General features: G+C 62.5%; 16 protein-coding genes. 13 read left to right on the forward strand and 3 right to left on the reverse strand.

Going from position 1 to position 18846, the window contains the following annotated elements; all coding sequences use genetic code 11:
• The first annotated feature begins 121 nt into the window (after positions 1-121).
• From V5F23_RS21850 to V5F23_RS21875, 6 genes are all read left to right on the forward strand, one after another.
• The gene (locus tag V5F23_RS21850) at positions 122-868 is read left to right on the forward strand and encodes an amino acid ABC transporter permease (RefSeq protein ID WP_042730391.1); all 747 of its coding nucleotides are present in this window, start codon (positions 122-124) and stop codon (positions 866-868) included.
• Positions 868-1539, forward strand: coding sequence for an ABC transporter permease subunit (locus V5F23_RS21855; protein ID WP_042730390.1), 672 nt, complete (start codon positions 868-870; stop codon positions 1537-1539). The genes V5F23_RS21850 and V5F23_RS21855 overlap by 1 nt, the downstream gene beginning before the upstream one ends.
• Positions 1536-2270: an amino acid ABC transporter ATP-binding protein gene (locus V5F23_RS21860; protein ID WP_003204983.1), complete on the forward strand. Its 735-nt coding sequence runs from the start codon at positions 1536-1538 to the stop codon at positions 2268-2270. The genes V5F23_RS21855 and V5F23_RS21860 overlap by 4 nt, the downstream gene beginning before the upstream one ends.
• 214 nt (positions 2271-2484) lie before the next feature.
• Positions 2485-4386 (forward strand): ATP-binding protein, encoded by a 1902-nt coding sequence (locus tag V5F23_RS21865; RefSeq protein ID WP_047736619.1) that lies wholly within the window; start codon positions 2485-2487, stop codon positions 4384-4386.
• A 44-nt stretch (positions 4387-4430) separates the two neighbouring features.
• On the forward strand, positions 4431-5711 hold the full coding sequence (locus tag V5F23_RS21870) for a sigma-54 dependent transcriptional regulator (protein WP_244868300.1): 1281 nt from the start codon (positions 4431-4433) through the stop codon (positions 5709-5711).
• Positions 5712-5737: 26 nt separating this feature from the next.
• A complete protein-coding gene (locus V5F23_RS21875; RefSeq protein WP_170862026.1) occupies positions 5738-6067 on the forward strand; it encodes a GlpM family protein in 330 nt (109 codons plus the stop codon).
• Positions 6068-6382: 315 nt separating this feature from the next.
• On the opposite strand, the gene V5F23_RS21880 is transcribed toward V5F23_RS21875, so the two are convergent.
• Positions 6383-6997: an NAD(P)-dependent oxidoreductase gene (locus tag V5F23_RS21880; RefSeq protein WP_042731005.1), complete on the reverse strand. Its 615-nt coding sequence runs from the start codon at positions 6995-6997 to the stop codon at positions 6383-6385.
• Positions 6998-7100: 103 nt separating this feature from the next.
• On the reverse strand, positions 7101-7979 hold the full coding sequence (locus V5F23_RS21885) for an MBL fold metallo-hydrolase (protein WP_042731004.1): 879 nt from the start codon (positions 7977-7979) through the stop codon (positions 7101-7103).
• A gap of 112 nt (positions 7980-8091) precedes the next feature.
• Here V5F23_RS21885 and V5F23_RS21890 point away from each other — a divergent pair, with 112 nt between their 5' ends.
• Together V5F23_RS21890 and V5F23_RS21895 are read left to right on the forward strand one after the other, a co-directional pair.
• Positions 8092-8997: a LysR family transcriptional regulator gene (locus V5F23_RS21890; RefSeq protein WP_047736622.1), complete on the forward strand. Its 906-nt coding sequence runs from the start codon at positions 8092-8094 to the stop codon at positions 8995-8997.
• Positions 8998-9210: 213 nt separating this feature from the next.
• Positions 9211-10719: a sigma-54-dependent transcriptional regulator gene (locus V5F23_RS21895; RefSeq protein WP_338496539.1), complete on the forward strand. Its 1509-nt coding sequence runs from the start codon at positions 9211-9213 to the stop codon at positions 10717-10719.
• A 46-nt stretch (positions 10720-10765) separates the two neighbouring features.
• Here V5F23_RS21895 and V5F23_RS21900 read toward each other — a convergent pair whose 3' ends face one another.
• Positions 10766-11683: an IS110 family transposase gene (locus V5F23_RS21900; protein ID WP_047737935.1), complete on the reverse strand. Its 918-nt coding sequence runs from the start codon at positions 11681-11683 to the stop codon at positions 10766-10768.
• 613 nt (positions 11684-12296) lie between these two features.
• Between V5F23_RS21900 and gcvH the strand changes: the two genes are divergently transcribed.
• From gcvH to V5F23_RS21925, 5 genes are all read left to right on the forward strand, one after another.
• Positions 12297-12680, forward strand: coding sequence for a glycine cleavage system protein GcvH (gene gcvH, locus V5F23_RS21905; protein WP_042731001.1), 384 nt, complete (start codon positions 12297-12299; stop codon positions 12678-12680).
• Positions 12681-12690: 10 nt separating this feature from the next.
• Positions 12691-15540 (forward strand): aminomethyl-transferring glycine dehydrogenase, encoded by a 2850-nt coding sequence (gene gcvP / locus V5F23_RS21910; protein ID WP_338496542.1) that lies wholly within the window; start codon positions 12691-12693, stop codon positions 15538-15540.
• 105 nt (positions 15541-15645) lie between these two features.
• Positions 15646-17022, forward strand: a complete 1377-nt coding sequence (locus V5F23_RS21915; RefSeq protein WP_047736629.1) for an L-serine ammonia-lyase — start codon at positions 15646-15648, stop codon at positions 17020-17022.
• Positions 17023-17061: 39 nt separating this feature from the next.
• On the forward strand, positions 17062-18186 hold the full coding sequence (gcvT, locus tag V5F23_RS21920; protein ID WP_123578454.1) for a glycine cleavage system aminomethyltransferase GcvT: 1125 nt from the start codon (positions 17062-17064) through the stop codon (positions 18184-18186).
• A gap of 395 nt (positions 18187-18581) precedes the next feature.
• Entirely contained in the window at positions 18582-18794 is a 213-nt protein-coding gene (locus tag V5F23_RS21925; RefSeq protein ID WP_042728773.1) for a cold-shock protein, read from the forward strand.
• Positions 18795-18846: the final 52 nt, after the last annotated feature.

An 18846-nucleotide genomic window follows, 5' to 3' on the forward strand; every position in this document is an offset into this window, starting at 1 on the left:
GAAACACTCGAGGCGGTGGTTGTCGAGCCGATCGCGTGTGCCTGGCCTTTACAGGCCAGGACGGGAACGGAGCTTCCCCAGGCGGGCATTTGCACATCGAACGATCTGAGGGGAGACCCTAATGAATTACAACTGGGACTGGGGCGTGTTCTTCAAGTCCACCGGCGTGGGCAGCGAGACTTATCTCGACTGGTACATCGCCGGCCTGGGCTGGACCATCGCCATCGCCGTCGTCGCCTGGATCATCGCCCTGATGCTGGGCTCTATCCTGGGCGTGATGCGCACCGTGCCGAACCGGCTGGTGTCGGGCATCGCCACCTGCTACGTAGAGCTTTTCCGCAACGTGCCGCTGCTGGTTCAGCTGTTCATCTGGTACTTCCTGGTGCCCGACCTGCTGCCCGAAAACCTGCAGGAGTGGTACAAGCAGGACCTGAACCCGACCACCTCGGCCTACCTGAGCGTCGTCGTGTGCCTGGGGCTGTTTACCGCCGCCCGGGTCTGCGAACAGGTGCGCACCGGTATCCAGGCGCTGCCGCGCGGCCAGGAATCCGCTGCCCGCGCCATGGGCTTCAAGCTGCCGCAGATCTACTGGAACGTGCTGCTGCCCCAGGCGTATCGGATCATCATTCCGCCGCTGACCTCGGAATTTCTCAACGTGTTCAAGAACTCCTCCGTGGCCTCGCTGATCGGCCTGATGGAACTGCTCGCGCAAACCAAGCAGACCGCCGAGTTCTCCGCCAACCTGTTCGAAGCCTTTACCCTGGCGACGCTGATCTACTTCACCTTGAACATGAGCCTGATGCTGCTCATGCGCATGGTCGAGAAGAAAGTCGCGGTGCCCGGCCTGATCTCCGTGGGGGGTAAATGATGGAATTCGATTTCAGCGGTGTCGTCCCGGCCATTCCCGGCCTGTGGAATGGCATGGTGATGACCTTGAAACTGATGGCCCTGGGTGTCGTCGGCGGGATCATCCTGGGGACGATCCTGGCGTTGATGCGCCTGTCCCACAACAAACTGATCTCCAACATCGCCGGCGCGTACGTCAACTACTTCCGCTCGATCCCGCTGCTGCTGGTCATCACCTGGTTCTACCTGGCGGTGCCGTTCGTGCTGCGCTGGATCACCGGCGAAGACACGCCGATCGGGGCCTTCGGCTCCTGCGTCGTGGCCTTCATGATGTTCGAGGCGGCGTACTTCTGCGAAATCGTGCGCGCCGGCGTGCAGTCGATCCCCAAGGGCCAGATGGGTGCGGCCCAGGCCCTGGGCATGAACTATGGCCAGACCATGCGCCTGATCATCCTGCCCCAGGCGTTCCGCAAGATGACCCCGCTGCTGCTGCAGCAGAGCATCATCCTGTTTCAGGACACCTCGCTGGTCTACACGGTCGGCCTGGTGGACTTCCTCAATGCTTCGCGGGCCAATGGCGACATCATCGGCCGCTCCAATGAGTTCCTGATCGTCGCAGGTCTCGTGTACTTCACAATCAGCTTTGCCGCCTCGCTGCTGGTCAAGCGTCTGCAAAAAAGGTTCGCCGTATGATCTCTATCAAGAACATCAACAAGTGGTATGGGGACTTCCAGGTACTGACCAATTGCAGCACCGAGGTCAGCAAGGGTGAGGTCGTGGTGGTGTGCGGCCCTTCGGGTTCGGGCAAGTCCACGCTGATCAAGTGCGTGAACGCCTTGGAGCCATTCCAGAAAGGCGACATCGTGGTCGACGGCACCTCCATCGCCGACCCGAAGACCAACCTGCCGAAACTGCGTTCGCGGGTGGGCATGGTGTTCCAGCACTTCGAGCTGTTCCCGCACCTGACCATCACCGAAAACCTGACCATCGCGCAGATCAAGGTGCTGGGCCGCAGCAAGGAAGAAGCCACCAAGAAAGGCCTGCAACTGCTCGAGCGCGTCGGCCTGTCGGCCCATGCCCACAAGCACCCGGGCCAACTCTCCGGCGGCCAACAGCAGCGCGTGGCGATTGCCCGGGCCCTGGCGATGGACCCGGTGGTGATGCTGTTCGACGAACCCACCTCGGCCCTCGACCCGGAAATGGTCAACGAAGTGCTCGACGTGATGGTGCAACTGGCCCACGAAGGCATGACCATGATGTGCGTGACCCATGAAATGGGCTTCGCCCGCAAAGTGGCGAACCGGGTGATCTTCATGGACCAGGGCCAGATCATCGAAGACTGCAAGAAAGAAGAGTTCTTCGGCGACATCAGCGCCCGCTCCGAACGTGCGCAGCACTTCCTTGAGAAAATCCTGCAGCACTAAGCGTCGCCTTCTTTTAGACGCGCTTGCTCTTGTGGCGAGGGAGCTTGCTCCCGCTGGGTCGCGCAGCGACCCCAAACCGGTAATTGCATTGCATCTGGCACACCGCACGAACCGTTTTGCGACTGCTTCGCAGCCGAGCGGGAGCAAGCTCCCTCGCCACAGAGCCGCGTTCGAAGGACGACCGCAGCACACTGGTTGACCCAAGGCTTCTGTGATGAAATGCGACCCCACCCTCTATCGCGCCGCGCCGCCATCACTTGCCGTGAAACCCCGCCTGATCCGCCACCTGTTCCTGCCGCCGCTGATCATCGCGTTGATGATCGGCCTGGGCTATCTCGGCTTCTGGATCAGCGAACACTACGGCGTGCGTGGCCTTGCCGAGAACGGCGAGCGCCAGCTGGAGCTGCATGCCCGGGCGGTGGAGAGTGAAATCAGCAAGTACACCTACTTGCCGAGCCTGCTGGAGCTTGAATCGAGTGTCTCGACGCTGCTCGACGACCCGACACCCGAGCACCGCAAGACCGTCAACGAATACCTCGAAGGCCTGAACCGGCGCAGCCGCAGCCGGGCCATCTACGTGATGGACACGACCGGCCGCGTCATGGCCACCAGCAACTGGCGCGACGTCGACAGTTACCTGGGTGAAGACCTGTCCTTTCGCGCCTATTTCCAGAACGCCGTGCGCGGCCAGCCGGGTCGCTTCTATGGCATTGGCAGCACCAACGGCGAACCTGGCTACTACCTGGCCCACGGCCTGGAAGAACAGGGCAAGATCATCGGCGTCGCCGTGGTCAAGGTGCGCCTCGAAGCCCTGGAGGAACGCTGGCAGCGGGCACGCCTGGAAGCGTTCGTCAGCGATGAGAACGGCATCATCATCTTGTCCAGCGACCCGGCGCGGCGGCTCAAGTCCGTGCGTCCCTTGAGCGACGAGACCAAGGAACGCCTGGCCCGCAGCCTGCAATACTACTGGTTCCCACTGAACGAACTGGTGCCCCTGGCCCGGGAGCGCCTGGCCGAAGGCATGGAGAAACTGACCTTCCCGGCCAACACCGAACTGGTGTCCGACGAACGCGCCATCAGCTATTTGTCGCAGACCCGGCCGCTGAGCGACACGCCGTGGAACTTCACCCTATTGACGCCGCTGGAAGACCTGCGCCGCCAGGCGATCAACCAGGGCATCCTGGTGGCCGTGGCCTTCGCCCTGGTGGCGTTCCTGCTGATCGCCTGGAACGAACGGCGCAAGGTCATCGCCACCCGCCTCGCGGCCCGGGAAGCCTTGCAGGAAGCCAACAGCCAGCTCGAACGTCGGATTACCGAACGCACCACCGACCTGCGCGCCAGCAACGAACGGCTCAAGAGCCAGATCCGTGAGCGTCGACAGGCCGAAGAGACCCTGCGCCGGGCCCAGGACGAACTGGTCCAGGCCGGTAAGCTGGCGGCCATCGGCCAGATGTCCACCAGCATCGCCCATGAACTCAACCAGCCGCTGGCGGCCTTGCGCACGTTGTCTGGCAATACCGTGCGCTTTCTCGAACGCGGGCAACTGGACATCGCCAGCACCAACCTCAAGACCATCAACGAATTGATCGACCGCATGGGGCGCATCACCGCCAGCCTGCGCGCCTTTGCCCGACGGGGCGACGATCAGGGCCGGGCGAGCCTGGGCAAGGCCGTCGAGGCCGCGCTGCAATTGCTGGGCGGGCGCCTGGAAAACCGCAACATCCAGATCCACAACGGCTACGCCGACGTCCAGTTGCAAATCGACCAGACGCGCCTGGAGCAGATCCTGGTGAACCTGATCGGCAACGCCCTGGATGCCATGCAGACGCAGCCCGAGCCACAACTATGGCTCGACGGTGAAAGCAGCCACGGCAAGTACCGCCTGCGGGTGCGGGACAACGGCCATGGCATCGACCCCGAAGCCCGCAAGCATTTGTTCGAACCCTTCTTCACCACCAAGCCCGGCGAACAGGGCCTGGGCCTGGGACTGACGCTCTCGGCGAGCCTGGCCGCCGCCGCGGGCGGGCACCTGGGCGTCGAATTCCCGGTCGAACGTGGCACCACCTTCGTCCTCAGTTTACCGTTGGTAAGCCTTCCCCCAGCCGAGCAACCATGAACAACGACCTGAGCGTACTGATCGTCGAAGACGACCCCCACGTCCTGCTGGGTTGCCAGCAGGCCCTGAGCCTGGAAGACATCCCGTGCATCGGCGTGGGCAGCGCCGAAGAAGCCTTGGAACAGGTGGGCGATGATTTTGCCGGCATCGTCATCAGCGACATTCGCCTGCCGGGCATCGACGGCCTGGAACTGCTGACCCGTCTCAAGGCTCGGGACAGTCGCTTGCCGGTGGTGTTGATCACCGGCCACGGCGACATTTCCATGGCCGTCGGCGCCATGCAGAAAGGCGCCTATGACTTCATGGAGAAACCCTTCTCCCCCGAACGCCTGGTGGACGTCGCCCGGCGCGCCCTGGAACAGCGCAGCCTGGCCCGCGAAGTGTCATCGCTGCGCCGCCAGTTGGCCGAGCGCGACTCCCTGGAAGGCCGTATCATCGGCCGCTCGCCGGCCATGCAGCACCTGCGCGAACTGATCGCCAATGTCGCCGACACCTCGGCCAACGTGCTGATCGAAGGCGAGACCGGCACCGGCAAGGAACTGGTCGCCCGCTGCCTGCATGACTTCAGCCGGCGCCACGGCAAACAGTTCGTCGCGCTCAACTGCGGGGGCCTGCCGGAGAACCTGTTCGAAAGCGAGATTTTCGGCCATGAAGCCAATGCCTTCACTGGCGCCGGCAAGCGACGGATCGGCAAGATCGAGCATGCCGATGGCGGTACGCTGTTTCTCGATGAAGTGGAAAGCATGCCCCTGCCCCTGCAAATCAAGTTGCTGCGGGTGTTGCAGGAACGCACCCTCGAACGGCTGGGCTCGAACCAGAGCGTGGCGGTGGACTGCCGGGTGATTGCCGCGACCAAGTCCGATCTGGACGAAATGGGCCGTGCCGGCCAGTTTCGCAGCGACCTGTATTACCGCCTCAACGTGGTGACGCTGGAACTGCCGCCCCTGCGCGAGCGGCGCGAAGACATCCTGCAACTGTTCGAACATTTCCTCCAGCAATCGTCCCTGCGTTTCGACCGCACGGTGCCGCAGCTGGATAACCAGACCCTGTCGAACCTGATGAGCCATGATTGGCCGGGCAACGTGCGCGAATTGCGCAACGTCGCCGAGCGCTATGCCCTCGGCCTGCCTGCCTTCAAGAAAACCGGTGCCAGTAGCGGCGGCCAGAGCCTGGCCTTCGCCGAAGCGGTGGAAGCGTTCGAACGCAACCTGTTGGTGGACGCCCTGCAACGCAGCGGCGGCAACCTGACCCAGGCCAGCCAGGAACTGGGGATGGCCAAGACCACCCTGTTCGACAAAGTCAAAAAATATGGCCTGAGCCATTAACAACGGGGCAATGACCTGTGGACCTGATTTTCAAGGCGGCGCTGGGGGCTGCCGTGGTGGTGATCCTGGCGATGCTCGCCAAGACCCGCAATTACTACATCGCCGGGCTGGTGCCGCTGTTTCCCACCTTTGCCTTGATCGCCCACTACATCGTCGGCAAGGGCCGCTCGGTGGACGACCTGAAGACCACCATCGTGTTTGGCATGTGGTCGATCATTCCGTATTTCGTGTACCTGGCGACCCTGTATGTCATGGTCGACCGGATGCGCCTGGAAGCATCCCTGGCGGTGGCGGCGGTGGCGTGGCTGATGGCCGCCACGGTGCTGGTCAGCGTCTGGGTAAGGGTTCACGGCTGAGGGCACAAGCGTGCCTTATCTCCCCTGTGGGAGCGAGCTTGCTCGCGAAAGCCGGGGGATCAGTCGACGCATCTGTTGGACAGGCCCGGCCTCTTCGCGGGCAAGCCCGCTCCCACACATTGATCGTTGGCGAGCACAGGATGTGTGTTCACCATAGATCCCCTGTGGGAGCGAGCTTGCTCGCGAAAGCGGTGTATCAGTCGACGCATCTGTTGGACAGGCCCGGCCTCTTCGCGGGCAAGCCCGCTCCCACACATTGATCGTTGGCGAGCACAGGATGTGTGTTCACCGTAGATCCCTTGTGGGAGCGGCGAATCAATAACCGACGGTGAACCGCGTCCGCGAAAACTGCGGCGTCTGCACTTCGTCGATCATCGCGATGGCGTAGTCGGCGAAACTGATCCAACTGCGGCCTGCCTCGTCGAACAGCAAGTGATCCTTGCCAAGGCGAAAGTGCCCGGTGCGCTCGGTCTCGACGAACTCCGCCGAAGGCGAAAGGAACGTCCAGTCCAGGTCCTGCTCCTGGCGCAGCACGTCCAGGAACAAGGCTCCGGCCGTGGCTTCGGCAAGGTATTCCTCGGGGAAACCATCGCTGTCGATCACCCGGCTGTTGTCCGGCAGCAGCAGCGAGCCGGCCCCACCCACCACCAGCAGGCGCTTGACCCCCGCCGCTTTCAACGGCGCGATGATCTTGTCGGCCGGTACGGTGGCAAAGTGCGCGGCACTGATCACGGCATCGTGACCGGCAACGGCGGCGGTCAGCGCTTCGCTGTCCAACACATCCAGGGATTGGCTGACCACGCCAGGCCTGTCACCGATGCTTGCCGTGTTGCGGGCAATGGCTGTCACGCTGTGGCCACGGCGCAAGGCTTCTTCCAACAGTTGGCTGCCAGCACGACCGGTGGCGCCGATGATTGCGATCTTGCTCATGATGTTCTCCAGTGATTACTCATAGATACCGGGCATGCAACCCCTTGTGGCGAGGCAGACAAGCTGATTGATTGCGGCAAAGGTGTCATCGGCCGTCAGGCAGTCACCACTTCATTTCCCCTTTTGCCACCTTGGCACTGAGCTCGAGCGAGCTGTCTTCGCCCAGGTCCGGGTAGCGTTGTTTCATGGCGGCGATCAGGGCGGCGGCGTCTTTGGCGCGAGCGGTTTCTTCGTCGAAAGCCTTGATGTAGCCGGCGGTGAACTTGACCGACGCCAGGGAGCGGGTGCTCTCGCCCAGGTAATGGCCGGGGATCACGCTGCGCGGCTGCAGCTTCTCGATGCTGTCCAGGGTCGCCAGCCAATCCTGATGGGACTGCGGCGTCTGGGTGTCGGCCATCCAGACATGGATGTTCTCGGCCACCACCACGCCCCCGACCACGGCCTTGATCGATGGTATCCAGACGAAACTGCGCTCCGGTTGCGGGCCATCCAGGCCGATGACCTGCAAGCGCTTGCCCTCCAGGGTCAGGCTGTCGCCCTTGAGCACCTGGGGCACGATGGCGTTGTCGGGTGCATCAGCCTTCAGGATCGGCCCCCAATATTTCAGCTTGCCGTCCATCGTGTGCTTGATGTGTTCGACGGTCGGCTGGGTGGCCAGCACCTTGGCCTCGGGGAAAGCGGCCGTCAGGGTCTGCAAACCAAAATAGTAGTCGGGATCGCCGTGGCTGATGTAAATCGTGGTCAGTCGCTTTCCGCTGGCGCGGATTTTTTCCACGACCTGCTCGGCCTGGGATTTACCGAACTGGGCGTCGACCAGGATGGCGTCGTGCTCGCCACTGACCAACACCGAGGACACCGGAAAGACCGCCGCGGCGCCAGGGTTGTAGACATCGAGTGTCAAGTCGGCTGCCCAGCTATGGGCCGCGAACGCCAGGGATGCGGTCGCCAGCAACAGGCGCTTGAGTGGGGTGAATCCGGTCATGCTGTACTCCGTTGTCCAAAAGCCCGTAGGCATTGAGACGAAGCTTAGTAGTCTGACTCGTCCTAAAAAATGCGATGATTCAACATAGTTTGTTTCTGAAAACGGGCAAATCATGGATCGTCTTCAAGCAATGCAGGTGTTCGTCACCGTGGTGGACCTGGGCAGCCAGTCGGCGGCGGCCGAGCACCTGGACCTGTCGCGACCGGTGGTGTCGCGGTATCTGGCGGAGCTGGAAGACTGGGTCGGCGCCCGACTGATGCACCGCACCACCCGCAAGCTGAGCCTGACAGCCGCCGGCACGGAAATCCTGCCGCGCTGCCGGCAGATGCTGGAGCTGTCCGGCGACCTGCAAGCGGCTGTCAGCAAGCCGGACGACGCACCACGGGGCCTGCTGCGCATCAGCACCAGCACCTCCTTTGGCCAGGCCCAACTGACCAAGGCCATGGCCGAGTACGTCAAGCGCTACCCCGGGGTGAGCGTCGACCTGCAGATGCTCGATCGCACCGTGAACCTGGTGGACGAGCGCATCGACCTGGCGATCCGCATGAGCAACGACCTGGACCCGAACCTGATCGCCCGCCGCCTTACGGTGTGCCGCTCGGTGATCTGCGCCTCGCCCGGTTACTTGCAGGAACACCCGACACCCCAGCGGGTCGAGGACCTGAGCCAGCACAACTGCCTGACCCACGCCTACGTGGGCAAGAGCCTCTGGCATTTCGAGCAGGACGGCGAGCAGGTCTCGGTGCCGGTGCAGGGCAATATCAGCAGCAACGAAGCCACCACCCTGTTGCAGGCGGCCATGGCAGGCGCCGGCGTGGCCATGCTGCCCAGCTATCAGGCCGGCCCCCACATCAGGCGCGGCGAGCTGGTACGCCTGGTGCCCCATGCCGAGCCGCGGCAAATGAACATGTACGCGGTCTACGCCTCACGCAAGCACATGCCCTCGGCACTGCGCAGCCTGCTGGATTTCCTGGTGCAGAAATTTCCCGAGACGCCGGAGTGGGATGTGGGGTTGTAAGCCGTGTCAGCTTCACCGAACACGTTGTGGGAGCGGGCTTGCTCGCGAAGGCGTCGTATCCGCAAAACATAGGTTGACTGATACGCCGCTTTCGCGAGCAAGCCCGCTCCCACAGGGGCCCGGTACGCCTCAAGTGCCGCGGCAGGATTCCACCAACCGCCCGCCCCAAGGCATACTTGCCACCCTCCATACGCCAGAACCCTAAGCCGCCCCATGCGTATCCACGTCAGTTTCATCGACCGCGTCGGCATCACCCAGGAAGTCCTGGCCTTGCTCGGTGGACGCAATCTCAACCTGGATGCCGTGGAGATGGTGCCGCCCAACGTCTACATCGACGCACCGACCCTCAGCCCGCAAGTGCTGGACGAATTGCGTGACGCCTTGTTCAGCGTGCGGGGCGTGCAGGCGGTGACGGTGGTGGACATCCTGCCGGGCCAGCGCCGGCACTTGCAGCTCGATGCCCTGCTGGCGGCCATGACCGACCCGGTGCTGGCCCTGGACAGCGCCGGCAATGTGCTGCTGGCCAACCCCGCGCTGATTGCCCTGTACGGTCGGGAGCCGGCGGGGGAAAGCGTGGCGGGGCTGTTCGGCGACGAGGCGCTGCTCAGCACGTTGCTGGAGAACGGTTTTCGCCTGCCACTGCGGGAAATCACCCTCAATGGCCAGACCCTATTGTTGGACGCCACCCCTATCACCGACGCCGGCGCCCTGCTGACGCTCTATCCGCCGAACCGCATCGGCGAACGCTTGTCGGCGCTGCATCACGACCACGCCGAAGGTTTCGACGCATTGCTCGGCGAATCCCCGGCAATCCGCACCCTCAAGGCCCGGGCCCAACGGGTCGCGGCCCTCGACGCACCGTTGCTGATCCAGGGCGAAACCGGAACCGGCAAGGAACTGGTGGCCCGCGCCTGCCACGCCATCAGCGCCCGTCACAGTGCTCCATTCCTGGCCCTGAACTGCGCCGCGTTGCCGGAGAACCTGGCCGAGAGCGAACTGTTCGGCTATGCCCCCGGAGCCTTCACCGGGGCGCAACGGGGCGGCAAGCCGGGGCTGATGGAACTGGCGAACCAGGGCACGGTGTTTCTCGACGAAATCGGCGAGATGTCACCGTACCTGCAAGCCAAGTTGCTGCGGTTCCTCAACGATGGCAGCTTTCGCCGGGTGGGGGGCGATCGCGAGATCAAGGTCAACGTGCGGATCCTCAGCGCCACTCACCGCAACCTGGAAAAAATGGTCAGTGAAGGCTCGTTCCGCGAGGACCTGTTCTATCGCCTCAACGTGCTCAACGTCGAAGTCCCGCCGCTGCGAGAGCGCGGCCAGGACATCCTGCTGCTGGCCCGTTACTTCATGCAGCAGGCCTGTGCCCAGATCCAACGCCCGGTCTGCCGCCTCGCCCCCGGCACGTACCCGGCGCTGCTGGGCAATCGCTGGCCGGGCAACGTGCGGCAATTGCAGAACGTGATCTTCCGCGCCGCCGCCATCTGCGAAAGCAGCCTGGTGGACATTGGCGACCTGGACATCGCCGGCACCTCTGTCGCGCGCCAGGGCGACGTGGAGGTCGAGAGCCTGGAACAAGCCATGGAAGCCTTCGAGAAACACCTGCTCGAAAGCCTCTACGTCAACTACCCTTCGACCCGCCAGCTCGCCAGCCGCTTGCAAACCTCCCACACCGCGATCGCCCACCGGTTGCGCAAGTACGGGATTTCCAACAAGCCCTAGCTTGACTCGGTCCCTGTGGGAGCAACTGTCTTACCTCTACCACCCGTCACCGCCATTCAGTGCCGTCTCGAAGCATGGCATTCAGTCTGATTAGCAATATTCGCATGCAGGCGATGAGCGCGACTTTCGCGCTCTTGCCTCGCCCTCGAAGTGCTTCGTACCGGGCCTTGAAGTCGGCGTGATAGCGGATGACAACCCAGCACGACATATAAAGCGCACGTCTGACCCGCGCTCTTCCTCCGTAAATCTGACGTTTGCCGCTGTGATTGCCACTGTCGTCGTTGTAGGGGGCGATTCCCGCCAGGGACGCGATCTCTCTGCGATCAAGCTCACCGAGCTCAGGCAGGTAAACCAACAAACTAGCAGTCGCCACAGTGCCGATCCCTTTAACTGATGTGAGTCGGTCGGCTTTCTCCGCATCCAGCTTACGCATGCTTTGATTAATGGCTTTGCCAAACTGCTTGATTTGGATTTGCAGGTAGCGAATATGATCTTTGATCACCTCGATAACCGCCGGAAGCTGAGCCTGCTGTAGCCGGCGCTTGTTGTCATCTCGTTGCTGGACGAAGTGTTCGCGCAGCTGAATCAGCTCCCGCAGTGCTTCACGCTCAGGTGAAATGGGCTTTTCGTGAGACGCATGCAGAGCTTCGGCAAAATCGGCAAGAACAGCCGCATCGATGGGGTCGGTCTTGGCATTCTTGCCCATTGCTACGGCGAAGGCTCTAGCCCGACGAGGGTTGATCCTGAGCACATTGAAACCTGCCTCCTGCAGTGCTGCCATAACCTTTCGTTCATAGCCGCCCGTGGCTTCCAGTAACACCCGGCCAATCGTGTACGGGCTTAGCTGTTCGACCAGTTGTGCAAAACCCTCAGGCGTATTGGGGACCTCGTAGCCTTGGTTCTGTGGTCGAACCCAAACGACGAGATTTGATTTGGATATATCGATACCGACCCAGGAAATCATGGCAAAACCCTCTTACACTCAGAAATGAGAGTGCTCTGGCTTTGCCCACGCTTGTGATTCGAGTGTCGCTCGTCCAACTGTTCGGGCTTATGGGGCAGAGTAGAAAGGTAGATGGCAGCTTTGCTCCCACTCGTGCTTCAAGCACCGCGGACTCACAGCTTGCCATCTACCCCTCTCACCCCAGAGTTTATTCCCTTACTCAGACACAAGCGGGCTTGCCCGCGAAAGCGGTGTGTCAGTCGACGTCAACCTGGCTGGCACACCGTCTTCGCGAACAAGCCCGCTCCCACAGGGTTCTGAGTCGTGGTCGAAATCGCGCCAAAAGCGACCTCTACCTGTACTGAAAGCGCTACAGTGGAACGATATCGCTACATCAAGCGGTAAGCTGCGCTGGATAAGGCTTTGATCCGGCAATGATTTTATCCAGGCATGCAGCTGTAGCGATTTCGCTACAGCGTCACCGCTCAACGCCGCTTCAATTCTCCTCAACTCATTGATCCATAAGCCCTTTTAAACATTGGCCGCATTCTTGCTATGGGTATAGCCATTCGGCCGGGCCAAGTCCCGCGCCTTTCTTCGCGTCCACCAGACGAATCTGGCCCCAGGAGTTTCCATGAGCGAGTTGCGTTTCACTGAAGATCACGAATGGCTGCGCACCGAAGCCGACGGCAGCGTTACAGTCGGCATCACCGCGTTTGCCCAGAACGCCTTGGGCGATGTGGTCTATGTTCAGTTACCGGAACTGCAAACCTACGCCAAGGGGGCTGAAGCCTCGACCGTGGAATCGGTGAAGGCCGCCAGCGGTGTCTACATGCCATTGGACGGTGACGTGCTGGAAGTCAACCCGGCCCTGGAAAGCAATCCGGAACTGGTCAACGAAGATCCGCTGGGCGAAGGCTGGTTTTTCCGCTTCACGCCGGCCAATCCCGCTGAAGTTGGCCAACTGTTGGATCAGGATGCCTACGACCGCCTGATCAAAGCCAACGCCCAAGCCTGAGGAGCGCCACATGACCGTTAATCTGGGCACCGCCAACGAATTCATCGCCCGTCACATCGGCCCACGGGCCAGCGACGAGCAAGCCATGCTAGAGCGCCTGGGCTACGACTCCCTGCAAGCCCTGAGCGCCAGCGTGATCCCTGAAAGCATCAAGGGCACCAGCGTGCTGGACATGGGGGACGGCCAGAGCGAAGCCGACGCACTGGCGTCGATCAAGGCCATCGCCAGCAAGAACCAACTGTTCAAGACCTACATCGGCCAGGGCTACTACAACTGCCACACGCCGGCGCCGATCCTGCGCAACCTGCTGGAAAACCCGGCCTGGTACACCGCCTACACCCCGTACCAGCCAGAAATCTCCCAGGGCCGCCTCGAAGCACTGCTGAACTTCCAGACCCTGATCAGCGACCTCACCGGCCTGCCGATCGCCAACGCTTCCCTGTTGGACGAAGCCACTGCCGCCGCCGAAGCGATGACCTTCTGCAAGCGCCTGAGCAAAAACAAGGGCAGCAACGCCTTCTTCGCCTCCGTACACAGCCACCCGCAAACCCTCGACGTGTTGCGCACCCGTGCCGAGCCCCTGGGCATCGACGTGGTGGTCGGCGACGAACGCGAACTGAGCGACACCAGCCAATTCTTCGGTGCGCTGTTGCAATACCCGGCCAGCAACGGTGACGTGTTCGACTACCGCGCCCTGACCGAGCGTTTCCACGCCAGCAACGCCCTGGTCGCCGTCGCGGCCGACCTGCTGGCCCTGACGCTGCTGACCCCGCCGGGTGAATTCGGCGCCGACGTCGCCATCGGCAGCGCCCAGCGCTTTGGCGTGCCCCTGGGCTTCGGTGGCCCACACGCGGCCTATTTCTCCACCAAGGACGCTTTCAAGCGCGACATGCCGGGCCGTCTGGTCGGCGTTTCCGTGGACCGTTTCGGCAAGCCGGCCCTGCGCCTGGCGATGCAGACCCGCGAACAACACATCCGCCGCGAGAAAGCCACGAGCAACATCTGTACCGCCCAGGTGCTGCTGGCCAACATCGCCAGCATGTACGCCGTGTACCACGGTCCCAAGGGCCTGGTGCAAATTGCCAATCGCATCCACCACCTGACCGCAATCCTCGCCAAAGGCCTGGGCGCGCTAGGGCTGAGCGTCGAGCAAGAGAGCTTCTTCGACACCCTGACCTTGCGCACCGGCGCGCACACCGCTGTCCTGCACGACAAGGCCCGCGCCCAGCGCATCAACCTGCGCGTGGTCGACGCGCAGCGCCTGGGCCTGTCCCTGGACGAAACCACCAGCCAGGCGGATGTCGAAGCACTGTGGAACCTGTTGGCCGACGGCAAGGCCCTGCCGGACTTCGCCGCCCTGGCCGCCTCGGTGCAAAGCCGCATCCCGGACGAGCTGACGCGCCAATCGGCGATCCTCAGCCACCCGGTATTCAACCGCTACCACTCCGAAACCGAGCTGATGCGCTACCTGCGCAAGCTCGCCGACAAGGACCTGGCCCTGGATCGCACCATGATCCCGCTGGGTTCCTGCACCATGAAACTCAACGCCGCCAGCGAGATGATCCCGGTGACCTGGGCCGAATTCGGCGCCCTGCACCCGTTCGCCCCAGCCGAACAGAGCGCCGGCTACCAGCAACTGACCGACGAACTGGAAGCCATGCTGTGCGCCGCCACCGGCTACGACGCCGTGTCGTTGCAACCCAACGCCGGCTCCCAGGGCGAGTACGCCGGCCTGCTGGCGATCCGTGCCTATCACCAGAGCCGTGGCGAAGAGCGCCGCGACATCTGCCTGATCCCGTCCTCGGCTCACGGCACCAACCCGGCCACCGCCAACATGGCAGGCATGCGCGTGGTGGTCACCGCGTGCGATGCCCGTGGCAACGTCGACATCGAAGACCTGCGCGCCAAGGCTATCGAACACCGCGAACACCTGGCCGCGCTGATGATCACGTACCCGTCCACCCACGGCGTGTTCGAGGAAGGCATCCGCGAAATCTGCGGCATCATCCATGACAACGGCGGCCAGGTGTACATCGACGGCGCCAACATGAACGCCATGGTCGGCCTTTGTGCACCGGGCAAGTTCGGTGGCGACGTGTCGCACCTCAACCTGCACAAGACCTTCTGTATTCCTCACGGCGGTGGCGGCCCAGGTGTCGGCCCGATCGGCGTCAAGTCGCACCTGGCGCCGTTCCTGCCGGGCCACGCGAACATGGATCGCAAGGAAGGCGCGGTGTGCGCGGCGCCGTTCGGCAGCGCGAGCATCCTGCCGATCACCTGGATGTACATTCGCATGATGGGTGGCGCCGGCCTCAAGCGCGCTTCGCAGCTGGCGATCCTCAACGCCAACTACATTGCCCGCCGCCTGGAAGAGCACTACCCGGTGCTCTACACCGGCAGCAACGGCCTGGTGGCCCACGAATGCATCCTCGACCTGCGCCCGCTCAAGGACAGCAGCGGCATCAGCGTCGATGACGTGGCCAAGCGCCTGATCGACTTCGGCTTCCACGCCCCGACCATGTCGTTCCCGGTGGCCGGCACGCTGATGATCGAACCGACCGAAAGCGAATCCAAGGAAGAGCTGGACCGCTTCTGCGACGCCATGATCTGCATCCGCGAAGAAATCCGCGCCGTGGAAAATGGCAGCCTGGACAAGGACGACAACCCGCTGAAGAACGCCCCGCACACCGCGGCGGAGCTCGTCGGCGAGTGGACCCACCCCTACAGCCGCGAGCAAGCGGTGTACCCGGTGGCCTCGTTGATCGAAGGCAAATACTGGCCGCCCGTGGGCCGGGTCGACAACGTGTTCGGCGACCGCAACCTGGTGTGCGCTTGCCCGTCGATCGAAAGCTACGCTTAAGAAGCAGCGACAAGTGACAAGCCGCAAGCTGCAAGTAAGAGCCACTCGGCTTTTAACTTGCAGCCTGTAGCTTGAAGCTCGTAGCTGCTCCCCCAGGAGCCCCCTATGTCGTTAAGCGTGTTCGACCTGTTCAAGATCGGTATCGGCCCTTCGAGCTCCCATACGGTCGGCCCCATGCGTGCCGCTGCCCGTTTTGTCGAGGGGCTGCGCCGTGATGATTTGCTTGAAAGCATCACCAGCGTCAAGGTCGAGCTCTATGGTTCCCTCGGCGCCACCGGCAAGGGCCACGGCAGCGACAAGGCCGTGCTGCTGGGCCTGGAAGGTGAGCACCCGGACACCGTGGACACCGAGACCGTCACCGCCCGCCTGCAGGACATCCGCAGCAACGGACGCCTGAATCTGCTCGGCCAACACCCCATCGAATTCAATGAAAAGCTGCACCTGGCGATGATTCGCAAGCCGCTGGCCTTCCACCCCAACGGCATGATCTTCCGCGCGTTCGACGCCGCCGGGTTGCAAGTGCGCAGCCGCGAGTACTATTCGATCGGCGGCGGTTTTGTCGTGGATGAAGGCGCCGCTGGCGCCGACCGGATCGTCGAGGACGCCACGCCCCTGACCTTCCCGTTCAAGAGTGCCAAGGACCTGCTGGGCCATTGCAGCACCTATGGCCTGTCCATCAGCCAGGTCATGTTGACCAACGAAAGTGCCTGGCGCCCCGAAGCCGAAACCCGCGCCGGCCTGCTGAAGATCTGGCAAGTGATGCAGGATTGCGTGGCGGCCGGTTGTCGCAACGAAGGGATCCTGCCCGGCGGGTTGAAGGTCAAGCGGCGGGCAGCGGCGTTGCACCGTCAACTGTGCAAGAACCCGGAAGCGTCCCTGCGCGACCCACTGTCGGTGCTGGACTGGGTCAACCTGTACGCCCTGGCGGTCAACGAAGAAAACGCCTACGGCGGACGCGTGGTCACTGCACCCACCAACGGTGCGGCGGGGATCATCCCGGCCGTGCTGCATTACTACATGCGCTTCATTCCGGGTGCCAACGAAGACGGCGTGGTGCGATTCCTGCTGACCGCCGCCGCCATCGGCATCCTGTACAAGGAAAACGCATCCATCTCCGGGGCCGAAGTCGGTTGCCAGGGTGAAGTCGGCGTCGCCTGCTCCATGGCCGCCGGGGCGCTCTGCGAAGTGCTGGGCGGCACCGTGCAGCAGGTGGAAAACGCCGCCGAAATCGGCATGGAACACAACCTCGGCCTGACCTGCGACCCCATCGGTGGCCTGGTGCAGGTGCCGTGCATCGAGCGCAACGCCATGGGCTCGGTGAAAGCCATCAACGCGGTGCGCATGGCGATGCGCGGCGACGGGCACCACTTCGTCTCCCTCGACAAGGTCATCCGCACCATGCGCCAGACCGGCGCCGACATGAAAAGCAAATACAAGGAGACCGCCCGCGGCGGTCTGGCGGTCAACATCATCGAATGCTGACGCGTGCTTCCCTGCCCTCTACCTCTTCCAGGAGCTGATATGTCCACCGAACCACTGCGCAAGACCCCGCTGCACGCGCTGCACCTCGAACTCGGCGCCCGTATGGTGCCGTTCGCCGGCTACGACATGCCGGTCCAGTACCCGTTGGGCGTGATGAAAGAACACCAGCACACCCGCGACCAGGCCGGGTTGTTCGACGTGTCCCACATGGGCCAGATCCGCCTGAGCGGCGCGGGTGCCGCCAAGGCCCTGGAGACCCTGGTGCCGGTGGACATCATCGACCTGCCGGTGGGCATGCAGCGCTACGCCATGTTCACCAACGAGCAAGGTGGGATCCTCGACGACCTGATGGTGGCCAACCTGGGCAACGACGAACTGTTCCTGGTGGTCAACGCGGCCTGCAAGGACCAGGACCTGGCCCACCTGCGCAATCATATCGGCAACCAATGCACCATCGAGCCTTTGTTCGAAGCGCGCGCCTTGCTCGCCCTGCAAGGCCCCGCCGCCGTCACCGTGCTCGCACGCCTGGCGCCAGACGTGGCGAAGATGACCTTCATGCAATTTCAGCGTGTCACGCTGCTGGGCGTGGAGTGCTTCGTCAGCCGTTCCGGCTACACCGGTGAAGACGGCTTCGAGATCTCCGTACCCGCCGCCGACGTGGAAACCCTGGCCCGCGCCCTGCTGGCCGAGCCGGAAGTCGCCGCCATCGGCCTCGGCGCCCGTGACTCCCTGCGCCTGGAAGCCGGCCTGTGCCTTTACGGCCATGACATGAACACCGAGACCACCCCGATCGAGGCGAGCCTGCTGTGGGCCATTTCCAAGGTTCGACGTGCCGATGGCGCCCGTGCCGGTGGCTTCCCCGGCGCTGAGACCGTGTTTGCCCAACAACAGGGCACAGTGAAGCGTAAACGCGTGGGCCTGCTGCCCCAGGAACGCACACCGGTGCGCGAAGGCGCTGAGATCGTCAACGAGGCGGGCGAGACGATCGGAACCGTATGCAGCGGCGGTTTCGGCCCGACCTTGGGCGGCCCGTTGGCCATGGGTTACCTGGACAGTGCCTATGTCGCGCTGGAGACGCCTGTCTGGGCCATCGTTCGTGGGAAAAAGGTGCCTTTGCTTGTAAGCAAAATGCCATTTGTTGCACAACGCTACTATCGCGGATGATTGACTGTTTCTATAAGTAACGCGATTGCGTTATACGTGCACTAATGTGTAACGCAACCGCCATAAAAAGGTGCATCTAATTGTCGCGGGCATCTTGCTTATAACAGTCAAGAAGTACCCAACTCGCCTTTCGAATAAGCCCACGCCAGCGAAGCGCTTAAATGCCAGCAACGTGAGCAAATACGGGCCCCTCAGGGGGGGTTGTTTTTTTGTTGGTGGTTGGCGTAGAGTTTGGCCACTGTGTTTGCATGGGTCGCTTGGAATCGTGACCTGGGCAGTAGCTTATGAAGTTCGCTACATCCCGCTCGACGTCTCTTACTTTCCTGCAACCCAGCCCCAGTACTCTTTCATGTGAAAGAGGCTGTCATCAATTTTAGCGTCAAGGAAATAAGAAAATGTCGAATCGTCAGAGCGGTACCGTCAAGTGGTTCAACGACGAAAAGGGTTTTGGTTTTATCACCCCTGAAAGCGGTCCGGATCTGTTCGTGCACTTTCGCGCGATCCAGGGCAACGGCTTCAAGACCCTGAAAGAAGGCCAGAAGGTCACTTTCGTTGCGGTGCAAGGCCAGAAAGGCATGCAGGCTGACGAAGTACAAGCAGAAAGCTAATTTTCTGAAATGAAAAAGCCCCTGATTGATATCAGGGGCTTTTTTATGGGCG

Source organism: Pseudomonas sp. WP18 (genome assembly GCF_036689585.1).
GTDB classification, from domain to species: domain Bacteria; phylum Pseudomonadota; class Gammaproteobacteria; order Pseudomonadales; family Pseudomonadaceae; genus Aquipseudomonas; species Aquipseudomonas chlororaphis_E.

Coding starts and splice junctions, on each gene's coding strand:
- V5F23_RS21895 (WP_338496539.1), top strand. CDS start 9,211: ATGCGTATCCACGTCAGTTTCATCGACCGCGTCGGCATCACCCAGGAA.
- gcvT (WP_123578454.1), top strand. CDS start 17,062: ATGTCCACCGAACCACTGCGCAAGACCCCGCTGCACGCGCTGCACCTC.
- V5F23_RS21915 (WP_047736629.1), top strand. CDS start 15,646: ATGTCGTTAAGCGTGTTCGACCTGTTCAAGATCGGTATCGGCCCTTCG.
- V5F23_RS21925 (WP_042728773.1), top strand. CDS start 18,582: ATGTCGAATCGTCAGAGCGGTACCGTCAAGTGGTTCAACGACGAAAAG.
- gcvH (WP_042731001.1), top strand. CDS start 12,297: ATGAGCGAGTTGCGTTTCACTGAAGATCACGAATGGCTGCGCACCGAA.
- V5F23_RS21855 (WP_042730390.1), top strand. CDS start 868: ATGGAATTCGATTTCAGCGGTGTCGTCCCGGCCATTCCCGGCCTGTGG.
- V5F23_RS21890 (WP_047736622.1), top strand. CDS start 8,092: ATGGATCGTCTTCAAGCAATGCAGGTGTTCGTCACCGTGGTGGACCTG.
- V5F23_RS21880 (WP_042731005.1), bottom strand. CDS start 6,997: ATGAGCAAGATCGCAATCATCGGCGCCACCGGTCGTGCTGGCAGCCAA.
- V5F23_RS21885 (WP_042731004.1), bottom strand. CDS start 7,979: ATGACCGGATTCACCCCACTCAAGCGCCTGTTGCTGGCGACCGCATCC.
- V5F23_RS21860 (WP_003204983.1), top strand. CDS start 1,536: ATGATCTCTATCAAGAACATCAACAAGTGGTATGGGGACTTCCAGGTA.
- V5F23_RS21865 (WP_047736619.1), top strand. CDS start 2,485: ATGAAATGCGACCCCACCCTCTATCGCGCCGCGCCGCCATCACTTGCC.
- V5F23_RS21900 (WP_047737935.1), bottom strand. CDS start 11,683: ATGATTTCCTGGGTCGGTATCGATATATCCAAATCAAATCTCGTCGTT.
- V5F23_RS21850 (WP_042730391.1), top strand. CDS start 122: ATGAATTACAACTGGGACTGGGGCGTGTTCTTCAAGTCCACCGGCGTG.
- gcvP (WP_338496542.1), top strand. CDS start 12,691: ATGACCGTTAATCTGGGCACCGCCAACGAATTCATCGCCCGTCACATC.